General features: G+C 68.6%; 16 protein-coding genes. 6 read left to right on the forward strand and 10 right to left on the reverse strand.

Annotation, left to right across the window (positions count from 1 at the left end; all coding sequences use genetic code 11):
* Positions 1 to 32: 32 nt before the first annotated feature.
* The 4 genes from IL252_RS15945 to nadA form a co-directional block, all read right to left on the reverse strand.
* Positions 33 to 878, reverse strand: a complete 846-nt coding sequence (locus IL252_RS15945; RefSeq protein ID WP_208628826.1) for a hypothetical protein — start codon at positions 876 to 878, stop codon at positions 33 to 35.
* 154 nt (positions 879 to 1,032) lie between these two features.
* Complete coding sequence (gene nadC, locus IL252_RS15950; RefSeq protein WP_208628827.1) at positions 1,033 to 1,848, reverse strand: carboxylating nicotinate-nucleotide diphosphorylase; 816 nt, start codon at positions 1,846 to 1,848, stop codon at positions 1,033 to 1,035.
* Entirely contained in the window at positions 1,848 to 3,455 is a 1,608-nt protein-coding gene (locus IL252_RS15955) for an L-aspartate oxidase (protein ID WP_208628828.1), read from the reverse strand. The genes nadC and IL252_RS15955 overlap by 1 nt, the downstream gene beginning before the upstream one ends.
* A gap of 3 nt (positions 3,456 to 3,458) precedes the next feature.
* A complete protein-coding gene (nadA, locus tag IL252_RS15960; protein ID WP_369334733.1) occupies positions 3,459 to 4,589 on the reverse strand; it encodes a quinolinate synthase NadA in 1,131 nt (376 codons plus the stop codon).
* Between the two features lie 258 nt (positions 4,590 to 4,847).
* Here nadA and IL252_RS15965 point away from each other — a divergent pair, with 258 nt between their 5' ends.
* From IL252_RS15965 to IL252_RS15975, 3 genes are all read left to right on the forward strand, one after another.
* Positions 4,848 to 6,233: a hypothetical protein gene (locus tag IL252_RS15965; RefSeq protein WP_208628830.1), complete on the forward strand. Its 1,386-nt coding sequence runs from the start codon at positions 4,848 to 4,850 to the stop codon at positions 6,231 to 6,233.
* 43 nt (positions 6,234 to 6,276) lie between these two features.
* Positions 6,277 to 7,488, forward strand: a complete 1,212-nt coding sequence (hmgA, locus tag IL252_RS15970) for a hydroxymethylglutaryl-CoA reductase (NADPH) (protein ID WP_208628831.1) — start codon at positions 6,277 to 6,279, stop codon at positions 7,486 to 7,488.
* Between the two features lie 440 nt (positions 7,489 to 7,928).
* Entirely contained in the window at positions 7,929 to 8,909 is a 981-nt protein-coding gene (locus tag IL252_RS15975; RefSeq protein ID WP_244257296.1) for a PQQ-binding-like beta-propeller repeat protein, read from the forward strand.
* Positions 8,910 to 9,001: 92 nt separating this feature from the next.
* Here the strand turns inward: IL252_RS15975 and IL252_RS15980 are convergent, their stop codons facing one another.
* The 3 genes from IL252_RS15980 to IL252_RS15990 are packed head-to-tail and all read right to left on the reverse strand — an operon-like array spanning position 9,002 to position 10,750.
* A complete protein-coding gene (locus IL252_RS15980) occupies positions 9,002 to 9,361 on the reverse strand; it encodes a hypothetical protein (protein ID WP_208628833.1) in 360 nt (119 codons plus the stop codon).
* The gene (locus IL252_RS15985) at positions 9,358 to 9,882 is read right to left on the reverse strand and encodes a DUF5817 domain-containing protein (protein ID WP_208628834.1); all 525 of its coding nucleotides are present in this window, start codon (positions 9,880 to 9,882) and stop codon (positions 9,358 to 9,360) included. The genes IL252_RS15980 and IL252_RS15985 overlap by 4 nt, the downstream gene beginning before the upstream one ends.
* A 37-nt stretch (positions 9,883 to 9,919) precedes the next feature.
* A complete protein-coding gene (locus tag IL252_RS15990) occupies positions 9,920 to 10,750 on the reverse strand; it encodes a CPBP family intramembrane glutamic endopeptidase (RefSeq protein ID WP_208628835.1) in 831 nt (276 codons plus the stop codon).
* A gap of 124 nt (positions 10,751 to 10,874) precedes the next feature.
* Here IL252_RS15990 and IL252_RS15995 point away from each other — a divergent pair, with 124 nt between their 5' ends.
* Positions 10,875 to 11,210 (forward strand): cupin domain-containing protein, encoded by a 336-nt coding sequence (locus IL252_RS15995; protein ID WP_170093605.1) that lies wholly within the window; start codon positions 10,875 to 10,877, stop codon positions 11,208 to 11,210.
* Positions 11,211 to 11,244: 34 nt separating this feature from the next.
* Here the strand turns inward: IL252_RS15995 and icd are convergent, their stop codons facing one another.
* Together icd and IL252_RS16005 are read right to left on the reverse strand one after the other, a co-directional pair.
* The gene (gene icd, locus IL252_RS16000) at positions 11,245 to 12,522 is read right to left on the reverse strand and encodes an NADP-dependent isocitrate dehydrogenase (protein ID WP_208628836.1); all 1,278 of its coding nucleotides are present in this window, start codon (positions 12,520 to 12,522) and stop codon (positions 11,245 to 11,247) included.
* A gap of 105 nt (positions 12,523 to 12,627) precedes the next feature.
* Positions 12,628 to 13,362: a hypothetical protein gene (locus tag IL252_RS16005; protein WP_244257297.1), complete on the reverse strand. Its 735-nt coding sequence runs from the start codon at positions 13,360 to 13,362 to the stop codon at positions 12,628 to 12,630.
* 54 nt (positions 13,363 to 13,416) lie between these two features.
* Between IL252_RS16005 and IL252_RS16010 the strand changes: the two genes are divergently transcribed.
* Positions 13,417 to 14,262: an isoaspartyl peptidase/L-asparaginase gene (locus IL252_RS16010; protein WP_208628837.1), complete on the forward strand. Its 846-nt coding sequence runs from the start codon at positions 13,417 to 13,419 to the stop codon at positions 14,260 to 14,262.
* A gap of 5 nt (positions 14,263 to 14,267) precedes the next feature.
* Here the strand turns inward: IL252_RS16010 and IL252_RS16015 are convergent, their stop codons facing one another.
* A complete protein-coding gene (locus tag IL252_RS16015; RefSeq protein WP_153552694.1) occupies positions 14,268 to 14,492 on the reverse strand; it encodes a hypothetical protein in 225 nt (74 codons plus the stop codon).
* Between the two features lie 59 nt (positions 14,493 to 14,551).
* Here IL252_RS16015 and map point away from each other — a divergent pair, with 59 nt between their 5' ends.
* Positions 14,552 to 15,448 (forward strand): type II methionyl aminopeptidase, encoded by an 897-nt coding sequence (gene map, locus IL252_RS16020; RefSeq protein WP_208628838.1) that lies wholly within the window; start codon positions 14,552 to 14,554, stop codon positions 15,446 to 15,448.
* Positions 15,449 to 15,619 lie beyond the last annotated feature (171 nt).

Here is a 15,619-nt window from a genome sequence, read left to right on the forward strand (position 1 = left end):
AGCTCCGCAACCGACACACTGTGGCGGTTCGCTCAGGCGTTCGCGACGGCGAATCGCACCTTCAGCGGCTCCAGGCTCTCGACGACGGCCGCGCGTTCGCGTTCGATCGCGTCGGGATCGCCTGGCGGGTACGCCCGTGCGAGTTCGAGTGCCCGGTCGTAGGCCTCGCGTGCGTCGACGAGCAGTTCGTAGGCCGATTCGTCGTTGTCGGCCGCCAGTTCCCAGTCGGCGGCGTCTGCACACGCCGCCGCGTGCTCTCGGTGGGCGGCGACGAGTCGCGCGAGCACGGCTTCGGCGTCCTCGCGGGCCGCCCGTTCGGCGTCGCTGACCGGCTCGTCCTCGTCGCCCAGCAGCGTGGCCGCGCGGCGGTACGCGTCGAGCGCCGCTTCCAGCTCTGTGGCGCTGTCGGCGGGCTCCGTGGCCTCGCGCGCGGACTCGTGGTGATCCGCTGCCTCATCGAGGACGTGCTCGGCGAGCGTCGACTCCAGCGCGTCGACGGCCGCATCGACCGCGCGAGGCTTGCGAGCGGTGAACTCGAAGCGGTCGGCCACCGTCTCGACGACGAGTGACTGTGTCAGGGTCTCCGTCCGTTTCTCGACGGTCTCGACGTCGTCGTAGGCGACTTCCGCGCGGAAGTCCGTCTCCTGGTCGGGCGGCACGCCGACGAGAAACAGGAGCCGACGGTCCGTGATCGCGGCGACGGCACCGTAGGCGGTGCCGGGTTCGATCACCGTCGTCTCGTCGCCGCCTCTCGTGAGTCCGACGCGCCTGTTGGTCAGGACGTGGTGGATCGTCTCCGCCGTGTCGCAGACGGCAGAGAGCGGCCGCTGGAGGAGATCGTCGGCAAGCGCGGCTGTCTCGTTGTTTTCCGACGCCATGTATCCCTACTCGTCGTTGTCCCTAGCGTCCACTGCCTCGATCGAATTATCAGCGATACGTCGCATAAACGTAACGGTCCCCCCAACGTGCGCGGGTGATCGGTGCCTGCCCGTGGCGTCGTCGGCCCACGCGGCTCCCGCTGTGGCGTCGATCTCACCCGGTCCGAAAAGACAGATCCAGCGTCGGCGCGGAGTGAGTCAGCGATCCCATCGAGATCACGTCGACGCCGGTCGCGGCGTAGTCGGGCACCGTCTCGACGGTGATCCCGCCCGAGGCCTCCGCCAGCGCCGCGGCGTCGCTCTCGCGGAGCAACGCGACGGCCTCGCGCGTTTCGCCGGGGGGCATGTTGTCCAGCAGGACGACATCTGCGCCGGCCGCGGCCGCTCGGGGCGCGTCCTCGGGCGTCTCGACTTCTACGTCGAGCCGCGTCGCGAAGGAGGCCCGCTCGCGGAACTGCTCGATCGCTCCGTCCAGCCCCAGCTCAGCGACGTGGTTGTCCTTGACCATCACCATGTGCGAGAGGTCGAGCCGGTGGGTGTCACCGCCGGCAGCCGCGACGGCGCGCTTCTCGACGCCGCGCAGTCCGGGCGTGGTCTTGCGTGTCGCCGCGACGCGAACCTCGTCGTCGACCGCGCGGGCGGCGGCGACCGCGGCGTCAGTCTTCGTCGCGATTCCCGACGCGTGGCCGGCGACGTTGACGGCGACGCGCTCGCCCCGCAGGATCGCACGCGCCGGTCCCTCGACGGCGAGCAGTACGTCGCCGCTCTCGACGGCGGTCCCGTCCTCGATTCGCTCTCGCACGGTCACGTCGAGGTAGTCGAAGACGGCCGTCGCGGCGTCGAGACCGGCGGCGACGCCGGACTCCGTGGCGAGGAGTCGGCCGGTGGTCTCGCCGGGCACGTCGTTGGTCACGTCGTGGTGGCCCACGTCCTCCCGGAGCCACCGCTCGATGTCGCTGTCGGTCAGCATCAGTCGTCGGCCCGGGGTTCGGGCTCTTCGGTCGGGTCGGCCTCGACGACGTGGTGGGTCCCGACGCTCTCGTCGTTCTCGATGGCGTGGCGAGTCACCAGCAGCGCCGTCACGCTGGCGTTGCGCAGTTCGTACAGCGACCGGGCGGTGCGCGTGCGGACGTAGGCGTCGACCTCGCCCTTGAGCCGCCGGAGGACGCCCAGTGCGCGGTTCAGGTCCGCGGGGTCGCGTTCGAGGCCGACGTACTCGTCCATCACGCGCCGCAGGCGCAGGAACTTCTGGCGGGCGAAGTCCTCGGGCAGGTCAGGATCTCGCTCCAGCAGCTCCGGCGCTTCGATCATCGTCGGCGCGTGGCCGGCCGCGTCCGAGCCGGCACGCAGCCCCCAGACCAGCCCCTCCAGCAGGCTCGTCGACGCCAGCCGGTTCGCGCCGTGGACGCCGGTCCGGGCGCACTCGCCGACGGCGTACAGCCGGTCGAGACTGGTCCGGCCGCGGTCGTCGACGGCGACGCCGCCACAGAGGAAGTGTTCGGCGGGCGCGACCGGAATTCCTTCGGTGTAGTCGACCCCGCGGTCCTCGCACTTCTCGACGAGACCGGGGAACTCCGCGGCGAAGTCGAGCGGGCTCACGTCCAGCACGACGGTACCAGTCGCCTCGCGCTCGGCGGCGACCGCTCGCGCGACCACGTCGCGGGGCGCGAGTTCGGCGTCGTCGTGGTAGTCGGGCATGAACCGCTCGCCCGCACCGTTGCGCAGCAGCGCGCCTTCGCCGCGAACGGCCTCGCTGACGAGGAACGGGTCGCCGCCATCGCCCGTCGCGCTCGCGTCGCTGGCCGCGTCGGCTCCCTGCTCGCCCCCCACGTAGACGGTCGGGTGGAACTGGACGTACTCCATGTCCGCCACGTCTGCGCCGGCCAGTGCGGCCATGGCGATCCCGTCGCCCGTCGACCCGGTCGGGTTCGTCGAGTGGGTGAACAGATCGCCGATCCCGCCGGTCGCCAGCACCGTCGCACCGGCGTACAGCGGCGCGGCGTCGCCGTCGGATTCGAGCATCGCGCCGTGGACGCGCCCCTCGTGGCGGATCAGCTCCAGCGCCGCCGTGTCGTCTCGAATCTCGACGTTGTCGTGGTCGTCGAGGTAGTGCAGGAAGGGGACGTGGATGTGCTTGCCCGTGGCGGCGTCGACGTGGAGGATGCGGTCCTCGCTGTGGGCGGCCTCGCGGGTGAAGTCGTAGTCCTCGTCGCCGCTCGCTCGTTCCGAGGACTCCCGCTGGTCGTCCTCGCGGCTGTCGAAGTTCACGTCCAACGTCTCGACGAGCACGTCCCGGACGGCCTCGTTGGCGTTCTCGACGAGCACGTCGACGGCGTCGGGGTCGGCCGTGCCGTCGGAGGCCGCGAGGATGTCCTGCTTGAACTGCTCGGGGTGGTCCCGCGAGACGGCGATCCCGCCCTGGGCCCACCAGGAGGAGGCACCTTCGGGACGGGTCGCTTTCGTGGCGACGACGACTTCCTCGCCCTCGCGTGCGCTGGCGAGGGCGGCAGCGAGGCCCGCGATCCCCGACCCGACGACGAGTACGTCGACCGTCTCGTGGTCCGTCGTTGCGCTCATGGTTCAGATCTCCAGCATTCGGTCGAGCGCGACCTGTGCAAGCTCTTTCTCCTGCGGTGCGACTTCGATGACGTTGCGCTCCCGGCCCGCCACCAGCTCTTCGAGCACCCACGCGAGGTAGTTCGGGTCGATCTGTCGCATGGCGTTGCAGTCCATGCAGGCCTCGCCACACAGCGGGACGACGTTCACCTCGGGGTGCCACCGCTGGAGGTGGTGGGTAAGGTGGATCTCGGTGCCGATCGCCCAGGTGTCGCCCGGCTCGGCCTCCTCGACGACCTCACAGATCTGGGCGGTCGAGCCGGCCACGTCGGCCGCCTCGACGACCTCGCGGCGACACTCGGGGTGGACGATGACGTTGGCGTCGTCGTACTCCTCGCGCACCTGTTCGATGTGGGACTCGCGGAACCGCTCGTGGACCTGACAGTAGCCGTCCCAGAGGATGATGTCGTTTGCGACGGCCTTGCTGGCGTCCTTGGAGTCGGGGTCCCACGGGTCCCACTCGACGATCTCGTCTTCGAGCCCCAGCCGGTGGGCCGTGTTCTCGCCGAGGTGCTTGTCGGGCAGGAAGAGGACCTTGTCGCCCTGTTCGAAGGCGTACTCGAAGGCCTTGTGGGCGTTGGAGGACGTACAGACCAGCCCGCCCTGCTCGGCACAGAAGGCCTTCAGGTCGGCGTAGCTGTTCATGTACGTGATCGGGACGACGTTGGCGTCGGTCTCGGCGGTCAACTCGGCCCACGCCGCGTCGACCTGGAGGGCCTCTGCCATGCCGGCCATCGGACAGGACGCCTCCATGCTCGGGAGGATCACGCTCTGGTCGTCGTCGGTGATGATATCGGCGGACTCGGCCATGAACGTCACGCCGCCGAAGATCACGTAGTCGGCGTCGGCGTTGGCCGCCTCCTTGCTCAGCTGGTAGGAGTCGCCGATGAAGTCGGCGTGTTCGACGATCTCGCGGCGCTGGTAGTTGTGTCCGAGGATCACCACGTCGTCCCCGAGTGTGTCGAGCGCGCTCTCGATTCGCTCGGTCCGTTCGTCCTCCCCGAGATCCCGGTACTCCGGCGGGAGCTGTTCGAGGTTGTCGTACTTGAAGAGACTGAGGTCAGTCTCGAACTCCGCGGATTCCATTGCTGGCATAGCTGGCTACCCCTGTTGTCTCTTTCTACGGAACCCCGTATTGAAAAGATTTTACCTTCAATACGCGAGAACGGTGGCATTCTGGGAGTCGGTGGCCGTCGTTGTAGTATCGTGGTGTTTGTTAGCACACAATCGGTTCGCGACCGTCGATCGACGGGCCACGCGAAGGCCCGGAAGCCTCGGTACGGTGGACTTATCGATCGCCGGCCGGCGGTTGGCTCCAAATAACAAACCGCCCCACGGAGAGAGACGAGGAGTATGGGAGACAATTCGGGCGGTAATCCCGGACCGAACGGCGAGTCTGACGGGAGCACACGGCGGGCGTTTCTGGGGGTGACACTCGGGGGCGCGCTCGTGGGACCCGCTGGCGTCGCCGGCACCGCGACGGCACAGGTAAGCGACAGCCAGTTCGCGATCGGCTGTGACTACGTCGAGGTTACCGACTCGACCGGCATCGACGCCGTCCGGGTCGCCTTCGAAGACGGCAGCTCGGTCCAGTCGAGCAACGGGGTCTCTCTGGACGACGGCGAGCCGGTCCGCTACGGCTCGCCGGGACGAATCGTCGACTCGGTCACGATCAACGGCACGCAGACGGTCGACAACCCGGACCCGTGCCAGCGTCGACACAGAGCCACGACGTTTACGGCCACCAGCGTCCACGTCCCCGTCGGTGAGTTCGTCCTCTCTGGGGGCGTGCCGTCGGTGCTGACCTCGCGAGTCCGCTTGCACTTCGTCGACGGTACGACCGAGACGAAGCAGAGCTACAGCGAGGACGGCGTGGGCGACACCGACGACTTCCCGGAACTGTCCGGCATCCGCGACACCGACGGCATAGACGCCGTCCCGAACGTCTACCGGGGGAGCGGCCAGCACGCGGGCAAGACGATCGAAGCCATCGAGATCGAAACCGACCAGGACTACCGTCGACACTACCTCCGGAGCGACGTGGCCGAGGCCGCCACGCTCGGCACGGAGACGCCCCAGGAGCGCTGCGTCGAGGTCGTCGGAGCGAGCCAGGGGGACGTGCGCTACGAGCTGACCGCGACCGGACCGATCCGGCCGACGACGATCAACGACCGGATCGGTGCCGGCGACAACGACACCATCAGCCGGAACGACGACGGCACGTGGACGGTCAGTGGCTTCACCGGGAACACCGGCTACGGCGACTCGTTCGTGGTCAACGGCGCGATCACGGAGATCAGACAGACCGGCGGCGACGGCGACTACGTCGTCCGCGAGATGGAACGGCGCGTCGTCAGCCAAAGCACGGACGCTGTCGGCGACGGTGCCAGCGACGGCGGTGGGGCGGACGGCAGCGGCGACGAACCCACCACCCACGAGGTCGCCGTCGTCGCCACCGAACAGGGCGAGGTACGCTACGAGTTCACCGTCGACGGATCGGTCGAGCGAGCGGCCGACGTGGCCGACGACCTCGTCGCCGAAGACAACGACACGATCACCGACAGCGGCGACGGGACGGTCACCGTCTCGGGGTACACGGGCAACCCCGGCTACGGCGACACCTTCCTCGTGACGGGGAATCTGACCGCCTTCGAGCGCACCGGCGGTGACGCGGCCTTCCGGATCGAACTCGACGGCGAGACCGTGACGGCCGACGAGCTGGTCGAACGCCTGTCCTGACCGGATCAGAACTGTTAGGGGAGTCGCCCGCGAGCATTCGGCCATGACCGACGCCGAGGACCTCGCCGAACGCGTTCGCGAGGGCGAGCTTCGCCTCTACGAACTCGAAGAGCACGCCGACGCCGAGACCGCCGCGACGGCACGCCGACGGTTGCTGGCCGAAGAGACCGGCGTCGACCTCGAATCGGTCGGCGATTACACCTTCGAGGCCGCCGACGCCGAACCCAACGTCGAGAACATGATCGGCGCGGCCCAGGTGCCGATGGGCGTCGTCGGCCCCCTCCCCGTCGACGGGAGCGCCGCCGACGGGGAGCACTACCTCCCGCTGGCGACGACCGAGGGTGCGCTCGTGGCCAGTGTCAACCGCGGCGTCAGTACGATCAGGCGCGCTGGCGGTGCGACCGCTCGCGTGCTCAAGTCGGGGATGACCCGCGCGCCGGTCTTCCGTGTCGAGGACGTGGCCGCGGCCGGCGAGGTGTCGGCCTGGGTGCGCGAACACGTCGACGACCTCGCGGAGGCCGCCGAGGCGACCACTGGACACGGCGAACTCCAGGACGTGACCCCCTACGTCGTCGGCGACAACGTCTTCCTGCGGTTTTCCTACGACACCAAAGACGCCATGGGGATGAACATGGCGACGATCGCGACCGAGGCCGCCTGCGAGATCGTCGAGCGCGAGACGCCCGCCGAACTGGTCGCGCTCTCTGGAAACCTCTGTTCGGACAAGAAGCCCGCCGCGATCAACGCCGTCGAGGGACGGGGCCGCACCGTCGCCGCGGACGTGCTGATCCCCCACGAACAGGTCGAGGAGCGACTCGGGACCACGACCGAGGCCATCGCCGAGGCAAACACGCGCAAGAACCTCGTGGGCTCGGCCAAGGCCGGGGCGCTCGGCTTCAACGCACACGCGGCCAACGTCGTCGCCGCGGCCTTCCTCGCGACCGGTCAGGACGCCGCACAGGTCGTCGAAGGCGCGAACGCGATCACGACCGTCGACGCCCGCGAGGACGGGCTGTACGCCTCGGTGACGCTGGCGTCGCTGGAGGTCGGCACCGTCGGCGGCGGCACGAGCCTCCCGACCCAGGCCGAGGGGCTGGACGTGCTGGGCTACGCCGGTGGCGGCGACCCCGCGGGCAGCAACGCCGACGCCCTCGCGGAAGTGATCGCCGCCGGGGCGCTGGCCGGCGAACTCTCCCTGCTGGCGGCCCTCTCCTCGCGGCACCTCTCCAGTGCTCACGAGGACCTCGGGCGGTAGCAGCACTCGCCTGGTCGATTTCGATCGATAGCGTCCCAACAACGCCGCTATCCCGGCTGCTGTCTTGCTCGTCGTCGTCTCTTCGACCCAATCACGTGGTTGATCTTACTGAACGAATCCAGTACACTTATACCGTCGATATTTGACAGGAATAGTCGTGACCGCCGAACGGTCACCGGGTCAACACCATCGTCATGTCTCAGTACAACCGTCGGTCACTGCTCCGTGCGGGTGTCGTCGCCGGAACGGTCGCTACTGCCGGCTGCCGCGCTCCGCAGCGTCCGGAGCGAACGATACGAGCCGATCGGCGACCTCCGGCAGGGACGTGGCCGTCACAGCACCGCGGCGTTCGAAACAGTCGCCACAGTCCGACTGCTACGCCACCGAGACAGACACCCCAACGCGAGTGGCGCGTCGATCTCCGGGGAACGGTGTTCCGGATGGTCGCAGCCGACGGGACGGTGTACTGCCTGACGCTGCGATCCGGCGCGTCGGGTGACGTGTACGCCGTCCGAGCGGACGGCGTGACACGGTGGCACGAGGCGGATCTCGACGGCGTCGGGTCGCTCGATTACGTCGCTGGGCGGCTGTACCTCGGCGGACGGACGTTCCGGGCGCTGGACGCGGCCTCCGGCACGGCGCTGTTCGAAACGAAGCTCCCGGAGGGACAAGCGTACTCGGCCGTCGAGCACCGCGGCACGATCTACGTCGCGACGAACACCGACGCGCTCTACGGGCTCGACGCGGACACCGGGGCGATCCGGTGGCACGCATCGACCGGTGGCGACCACGACATCAGCATCTACCAGGGGCGGCCACTCGTCTCCTCGCCGTCCCGAGTCCGCTGCTACCGGTCCGACCGTTCGGCGCTGAGGGCCCTCCTCGGCGAGCCACCGGCGATTCACACGTCCTGGCAGCCATCCCATCAGAGTGTCGCAGTCCTGTGGCCTGCCGTCGTCGACGGGACGCTGTACCGGGGAGCCGTCGGCACCGGTGGCCGATCGACCGTCCCGCTGATAGCGTACGATCTCGACGCGGGACAGCGGCGGTGGCACCGAGAACTGGCCAGTTACGTCTACACGCCGGCAGTCGATCCCGACGCCGGGCGCGTGTACACGTTCGCCCGTCCAGCGGGCGCTCGAACGTCCCACGGCACCGTGTACGCACTCGACAGCACCAGCGGCGCGACGGTGTGGTCACAGCCCCTCGACTTTCGCGCGGGCTGTCCCGTGATCGCCAAAGAGACGGTGTCCCTCTCCGGGCCAGACGAGGACGGCGGGCGCGTCGTCGCCCTCGACAGCTCGACCGGCGCGGTGCGGTGGGAAGCCGGCGTCGGAGACAGACAGGTGAGCCACGCGCTCCTCTCGGTCGGCCAGCGACTCTACGTCGGCGGCGCTGGGGAGCTGACTGCGCTGGCGTAGCTCGCTTGGAGTCATACTGCCGGCTGTCAGTTCGTGACGAGCTTCGCCACCCCGGGGTGGCGAAATCGGTCACAGATGTACAGCCGGTCGTATCAGGACGCCCGCCGCTGGATCGTCACCAGCCACCCCGCGCCGCCGACGAGCGCCGCCACGCCGACCACGAGCAGGCGGTCGCTCCCGAGAGCGATCCCGCCGACGAAGCCGACCAGCGAGACGGCAAAGACCGCGTGTGCCGCCGCGAACAGCGCGTAGCCCTGCCGGTAGAACACGACCGTCCCGAGCGCGAGTCCCGCAGCGAGCACGACCGGAGAGGCCAGCGCCGGCTGGATCGGGACGCCGCCCACGTCGATCGGTCCCGTGATCGGCTGGGCGAGAAAGAGCAGTCCGGCGGCTCCGACCAGGACACCGACGGCGGTCCGGCCGGGCTCGACGGCATAGCCGGCGACGTTCATAGTCGGCGGTAGGTCCCGCCGCTCTCGGTCACCTCGCCGCGGCGACGGAGCTTCGCCAGTGCGTCGCGGACGTAGTCGGCGGGGACGCCACGCTCGGTCGCGTAGTCGATCACGTCCGCCTCGGTGGGCGCTTCGCACTCGCGGAGTGCCGACAGGACGGTCTCTTTTCGGCTCTGTCCCCCGCCAGCGCCGCCCTCGGACCGTTCGGCGGCGGCCGCGACCTCCTCTGTATCTACGCCGGCAGCCTCTAGCACCGCCTCGTCGCTCGGACCGGCGTCGTCGAGTCGCCCCTCCATCTCGGCGAACGAATCCAGTCGTGCGAACGCGTCGCCCTGATCCTGACGGTTCGCGAGCATCGACGACCGGACCTCGCGAGCGTGGTCCTCGTCGTCGGTCTCGACGAACTTGCGGCGCTTCTCGTGCTTTCTGGTCGTGCCACAGCGGGGACACTGGGTCGTCGCCGGCCGCCCCTCGACGATCCACAGCGCCGAACAGTCGCTACACCCCACGACGGCGTACATACTCACCGTTGGGACGGTCCGTGATTGAATCTGGCGGTCACACCGGGAGCGCGGCCAGCAGCGTCTGGGGTGCCGCCGCCATCTCGTCGCCGTAGACGATACCGATGTACAGGAACAGGACGATCGTCGAGTTGTAGATGCCGTGGATCACCGCCGGGACGACGACGTTGTCCGTGTACTCGTAGCTCGTTCCAAACACCAGCGCCGGCCACAGCAACACGACCAGCACGAGCGCGTTCCCGACGGTCGAACCACCGACCAGTGCGACCCCGTGCATCCCAGCGAAGGCGATACTGGCGATGAGGATCGCGGAAACCGGACCGAGGACCTCACGGAGGCGACCCTGGACGACGCCACGGAAGAGCAACTCCTCGCTGGGTCCGACGACGAACAGCATCACCGGGATCAGGTAGAGGACGATTCCGGGGTTCGCCATCGCGACCTCACCGAGCTGGTTCTGTCCGGTCTCGACCTGTAGCTGTGAGATGACGAGGAGGCCGACGATCACGCCCGCGAAGGCGGTACAGTACCCCCCGAAGATCACACCGAGGTCGCGCAGATCGGGCACGCCGTAACCGATGTCGAAGGGCGTCGATCCGGGTTCGAAACCCAGTCGCTCTCTGATCTTCGGCCCCAGCGACGGTCTGGCGTTGACGTACGCCATCGACACGCCGAAACAGCCGACGCCCTGGACGAAAATCAGCGAGAGGATCAGGAACTCGACGCTCGTCGGGTCGAGGTCGAATCCCGCCAGAACCAGCCCGATTCCCGCGACGTTCGCCAGGACGATCCCCAGGATCAAGCCGCCAGCGCCGAGTCCGAGCGCGGAGACCAGTCCGACGGCCGTTCGCTTCGATTGCTCGTTCATCTTGATGGTACTCGATCTTTGGAGTCGACGGCATGAAAACTGTTCTCCAGTCCGCCGACGCGTCCCGGCTCGACCCTCCCACCGCCCCGGTAAGCTTACCTGCCGCCCTCCACTCACCTCTGCCATGCAGGTCTGTGACACCGCCGACAGCGAGTTCACCGAGGTCGTCGACGGCGTCCACATCGCGCCGCTGGCGGTCGGCGAGCGGATGAACGTCCAGCACTTCCACATCGAACCGGGCGCGGTCGTCCCGGAACACAGCCACCCCAACGAGCAGGTCGGTTTCGTCGCTCGCGGGACGTTCACGTTCCTTATCGACGGCGAGGAACAGGTCGTCGGTGCCGGCGACTCCTACGTCGTCCCGGCCGAGGAGCCACACGAGGCGGCCAATCGAACGGACGAGCCCGTGCGCGGGATCGACGTGTTCAGCCCGCCACGCGACGAGCCAGCCTGGAAGTGAGCAAAGGTGACGCCGGGCGAGTCCAGAAACTCGCTTACGCGAGCTTCTCGATATTCTCGACGATGGCGTCCGAGTACTCCTCGGTACCGAGCTTCTCGGCGTCTTCGAGCTGGCGTTCGAGGTCGTAGGTGACCTTGCCCGAGGAGATCGTCTCCTCGACGGCGTCGCGAACGAGGTTGGCGGCGTCCTTCCAGCCCATGTAGTCGAACATCAGACGGCCCGAGAGGATCATCGCGGTCGGGTTGGCCATGTTCTGGCCGGCGCGCTTCGGGGCCGAGCCGTGGACGGGCTCTGCGAGCACGCGGGCGTCACCGAAGTTCGCACCGGGTGCGATGCCGAGGCCGCCGATCTGTGCGCCAGCGGCGTCCGAGAGGTAGTCGCCGTTGAGGTTGGGCATCGCGAGCACGTCGAACTCGTCGGTGCGCAGCTGCATCCACTGGAGCATCGCGTCGGCGAGGCGCTCCTCGACCATGACGGCGTCCTCGGGGATGTCGATGTCGTCCTGGGTCTCCCACAGGGAGTCGGGTGCGGCGAAGACCTCGTCGTCGGGGTACTCCTCGTCGGCGACCTCCATCCCCCACTCGGTGAACTGGCCTTCGGTGAACTTCATGATGTTGCCCTTGCCGACGAGCGTGACCTTGTCGCGGTCGTGCTCGATGGCGTAGTCGATGGCCTTGCGGACCAGCCGCTTGGAACCGAACTCGGTGATCGGCTTGATGCCGATGCCGATCGGACCGTCGTGCATCACGTCGTCGAAGCCCATCTCCTCCTCGACGAAGTCCCGGACCTGCTCGACCTCTTCGGTGCCGGCCTCCCACTCGATGCCGGCGTAGACGTCTTCCGTGTTCTCACGGAAGGTGACCATGTCCATCTCCTCGGGCGCTTTCATCGGCGACGGGACGCCGTCGAGGTAGTAGGTCGGTCGGACGTTCGAGTAGAAATCGAGCGTCTGGCGCAGCGCGACGTTGAGCGAGCGGAAGCCAGCGCCGACCGGGGTCGTCAGCGGCCCCTTGATGGCGACCCGGTGTTCGTCGATCGCGTTGACGGTGTCGTCGGGGAGGTTCTCGTCGTACTTCTCTCGGGCGGACTCGCCTGCGAAGACGCGCATCCACGAGATCTCGCGGCCTGTCGCGTTCGCGGCGGCCTCAAGCACCTTCTGGGCGGCCGGGCCCACGTCCTTCCCGATACCGTCGCCGTGGATGATGGGGACGATCGGGTTCTCCGGGATGTCGAGTTCGTCGTTGTCCTCGTCGACGACCTCGATCTTCTCGCCTTCGGCGGGCACCTCGACCTTGTCGTAATCGTAGCTCATACGCGGCCAATCGAAAGTCGCGCCTAAAGGAGTGCCGCTTTCCGCGAGGGCATGGTAACAGGGGACAGGGGCCGTCTGCTGCGGGAATCGAGTCCGATGTCTCGGCTAGCGAACTGCGTCGAGCACGGCACGGATCTCGGTCGGTGCGTTCGCGAGTGCCCGCGGGAAGCGAGCGCGAGCGTTCGTCACCGTGTCGGTCAGCGCGGCGCTGGCGTCGTCGAAGACTCCCTCGCCGTGGCCGAGCAGGATTCGGTCGGGATCGCAGTCGGCGAACAGTCGCCGTGGCGGTGAGAGGCGACTCAGGAACGGCATCCCGAGGCGTTCCGAACCGACGGCGAACTTCTCGCTGGTGAGGAAGTCCGGGACGTACAGCGTCCCGTCGGACTCCCGGTAGGCGAGGACTTCGCGCCACGCCCGTAGCGGTCTGATCGCCGTCAGCTCGAAGCCGGCGACCGATCCCGAGACCCGTTCGACCGGGGCGTCCACCCGCTTGGCGCTCCGGTCGAGGTGGTCCGGTACGTGGACGGAGACGCCGTGTCGGCGGGCGAACGTCCCGGCGTCGCGGGCGTGGTAGTCCGACAGCACGACGACGCCGGCCACCTCGCCGAGGTCGTGGACGCGTTCGTCGATTCCGGGGGCGTCGATCGGATCGAACAGCCAGACGCCGCCGTCGCCGCGGGTAGCTCCGTCGTCGCTGGCACGAACGGCGTGGCTGGCCCGCTGGCCGCCTTCTTCGGGGTGAGCGAACCAGCCGAAGCCGTCGTCCCAGCGGTCGATCAGGGCGTACTCCGTCGCATCCTCGCGCTCGTACATCGCTCTCGACCAGTCAGCCCGTTCCATTCGGGTTTTCGGTTCGCCGGGTCGCTTTTGACCGTGGCGGCGCTCGACCTCCACATGGATCTGATCGTCCACGGCGGCGCTGGATCGGCTCCCGACGAACCAACGGCTCGGCAGGCGGTTCTCGACGACGCCGCTCGTGCGGGCAGCGACGCCGCGTCGCCACTCGACGCGGTCCGGGACGCGGTCGCCGTCCTGGAGTCGAATCCTCGCTTCAACGCTGGCGTCGGCAGCACCGTCCAGAGCGACGGCGTCGTCCGGACGGACGCGAGCGTGATGACCGACGACGGGACGGCGGGGGCGGCCTGTGCGATGCCCGGCGTCGAACACGCTGTCGACGTGGCGCGAGCGGTCGCGACGGAGACGCCCCACGTCTTGCTGGCCGGCGACCGCGCCGTCGAGTTCGCGGCGACGGTCGGCGTCGAGACGGACGGGAATCTGTGGACGGAGCGCACGCGAGAGCGCTGGCAGGCGGCCGACCCGCCGGACGGAGACGCCGCCGAGCAACTGGCGTGGGTCCGCGAGCGGTTCGGTGCGAGCCACGACACGGTCGGTGCGGTCGCGACCGACGGCGATCGGGTGGCGGCCGCGACCTCGACGGGTGGCCGGTGGTTCGCGCTGGCCGGCCGCGTCGGCGACGTGCCACAGCTCGGGGCCGGTGTCTACGCCGACGAGCGAGGGGCCGCGAGCGCGACCGGCGAGGGAGAGGCGATCGCTCGGTTCGGACTCGCGAAGGAGGCCGTTCGGGCGCTCGAACGACACGAGCCGAGCCAGGCCGCCCAGACGGCCGTGGACGATTTCGCGGACGCGACGGGCGGACGAGCGGGCGTGATCGTCCTCGACCACGCCGGCCGCGTCGGAGCGGCCGAGAACACCGACGCGATGCAGACGGCCACGCGGTAGGGCCGCTACTCGTCCCAGGGGTCGAGCTTGTTGTCGTACTGCGGTTCGCTGCCGAACCGCTCGACGACGGCGAGCAACGCGGTCACGACGGCCACGCCCGCGGCGGCGCTCGCGAAGACCACGACGCCCGACCAGAGACCGCGGGTCACGATGACGGCGGCCGTCGCCAGGAGCACGACCCCCCACAGGAGCGTGCTGGCGTAGATCGGTCCCTCACGGTTGGTAGCCATTACACCCCTTTTCACGTACAACGGCAAACCCTTTGCCCCACAGTTCCGAACCCACACTCATGACAGACGTGGACCTGGCCGCCGAGAAGTACGAGAAACATCGCGAGGCCGGAGAGATCCTGGCACAGGTGCGCAACGAGGCCGCCGACCGACTCGAAGTGGGGACCGGTTACCTCGAAATTTCCGAGTGGGCCGAAGCCCGCATCCGGGAACTGGGCGGCGAGCCCGCCTTCCCGGTCAACGTCAGCGTCGACCACGAGGCCGCCCACGGGGCCGCCGGACCGGACGACGACCGCACCGTCGGCGAGCAGATGGTGAAACTGGACATCGGCGTCCACATCGACGGGTGGCTGGCCGACACGGCCGTCACGGTCGATCTCTCGGGCAACGAGGAGCTGAAGACCGCCGCCGACGAGGCCCTCGACGCGGCACTGGAGACCGTCGAGGCCGGCGTCCAGACCGGCGAAATCGGTGCCGTCATCGAGGACGTCATCGAGGGGTACGGCTACAATCCGGTGGTCAACCTGACGGGCCACGGGCTGGGCCACTGGGAGCAACACACCGAGCCGAACGTCCCGAACCGGTCGATCCCCGGCGGTGCGACCCTGGAGGCGGGACAGGTCGTCGCGATCGAACCGTTCGCCACGACCGGGACGGGGAAGGTAAACGAGGGTGCGACGGAGGAGATCTTCTCGCTGGAACGGGAGGGGTCGGTCCGAAACCGCGAGGCCCGACAGGCGCTGAACCAGATCACCGAGGAGTTCAAGACCCTGCCGTTCGCGGCCCGGTGGCTCGACGTGTCCCGTCCGGGAATGGCGCTCCGTCGCCTGAAACAGCAAGACATCGTTCACGGCTACCCGGTCCTCCAGGAAGCCGAGGGCGAGCTCGTCAGCCAGAGAGAACACACCGTCATCGTGACAGATGACGGCTGTGAAGTGACGACGCGGCTCGACTGACGCGCTCTCGGTGACTCGCTGTCGGGTGCGCTGGCGCTCGGCGGTGAGCGCCCAAAAGGTGGCGTGGGTGGTGGGTGGTGCCGGGATGTCCGTATCATACGGAAAGTTGTCGTTGCGTACCGGTGCGCGTTGGGACGGGGGAGACGCTCACCGGTACATCGCGACAACCGT

The organism is Halomicrobium sp. IBSBa (assembly GCF_017612575.1).
In the GTDB taxonomy this organism is placed as follows: domain Archaea; phylum Halobacteriota; class Halobacteria; order Halobacteriales; family Haloarculaceae; genus Halomicrobium.

Excerpts from the sequence above, each read along its gene's own strand:
- IL252_RS15945 (WP_208628826.1), bottom strand. The coding sequence starts at position 878 with ATGGCGTCGGAAAACAACGAGACAGCCGCGCTTGCCGACGATCTCCTC.
- icd (WP_208628836.1), bottom strand. The coding sequence starts at position 12,522 with ATGAGCTACGATTACGACAAGGTCGAGGTGCCCGCCGAAGGCGAGAAG.
- hmgA (WP_208628831.1), top strand. The coding sequence starts at position 6,277 with ATGACCGACGCCGAGGACCTCGCCGAACGCGTTCGCGAGGGCGAGCTT.
- IL252_RS16015 (WP_153552694.1), bottom strand. The coding sequence starts at position 14,492 with ATGGCTACCAACCGTGAGGGACCGATCTACGCCAGCACGCTCCTGTGG.
- IL252_RS16010 (WP_208628837.1), top strand. The coding sequence starts at position 13,417 with ATGGATCTGATCGTCCACGGCGGCGCTGGATCGGCTCCCGACGAACCA.
- IL252_RS15995 (WP_170093605.1), top strand. The coding sequence starts at position 10,875 with ATGCAGGTCTGTGACACCGCCGACAGCGAGTTCACCGAGGTCGTCGAC.
- nadC (WP_208628827.1), bottom strand. The coding sequence starts at position 1,848 with ATGCTGACCGACAGCGACATCGAGCGGTGGCTCCGGGAGGACGTGGGC.
- IL252_RS15990 (WP_208628835.1), bottom strand. The coding sequence starts at position 10,750 with ATGAACGAGCAATCGAAGCGAACGGCCGTCGGACTGGTCTCCGCGCTC.
- IL252_RS15985 (WP_208628834.1), bottom strand. The coding sequence starts at position 9,882 with ATGTACGCCGTCGTGGGGTGTAGCGACTGTTCGGCGCTGTGGATCGTC.
- IL252_RS15955 (WP_208628828.1), bottom strand. The coding sequence starts at position 3,455 with ATGAGCGCAACGACGGACCACGAGACGGTCGACGTACTCGTCGTCGGG.
- IL252_RS16005 (WP_244257297.1), bottom strand. The coding sequence starts at position 13,362 with ATGGAACGGGCTGACTGGTCGAGAGCGATGTACGAGCGCGAGGATGCG.
- nadA (WP_369334733.1), bottom strand. The coding sequence starts at position 4,589 with ATGCCAGCAATGGAATCCGCGGAGTTCGAGACTGACCTCAGTCTCTTC.
- map (WP_208628838.1), top strand. The coding sequence starts at position 14,552 with ATGACAGACGTGGACCTGGCCGCCGAGAAGTACGAGAAACATCGCGAG.
- IL252_RS15975 (WP_244257296.1), top strand. The coding sequence starts at position 7,929 with ATGGTCGCAGCCGACGGGACGGTGTACTGCCTGACGCTGCGATCCGGC.
- IL252_RS15980 (WP_208628833.1), bottom strand. The coding sequence starts at position 9,361 with ATGAACGTCGCCGGCTATGCCGTCGAGCCCGGCCGGACCGCCGTCGGT.
- IL252_RS15965 (WP_208628830.1), top strand. The coding sequence starts at position 4,848 with ATGGGAGACAATTCGGGCGGTAATCCCGGACCGAACGGCGAGTCTGAC.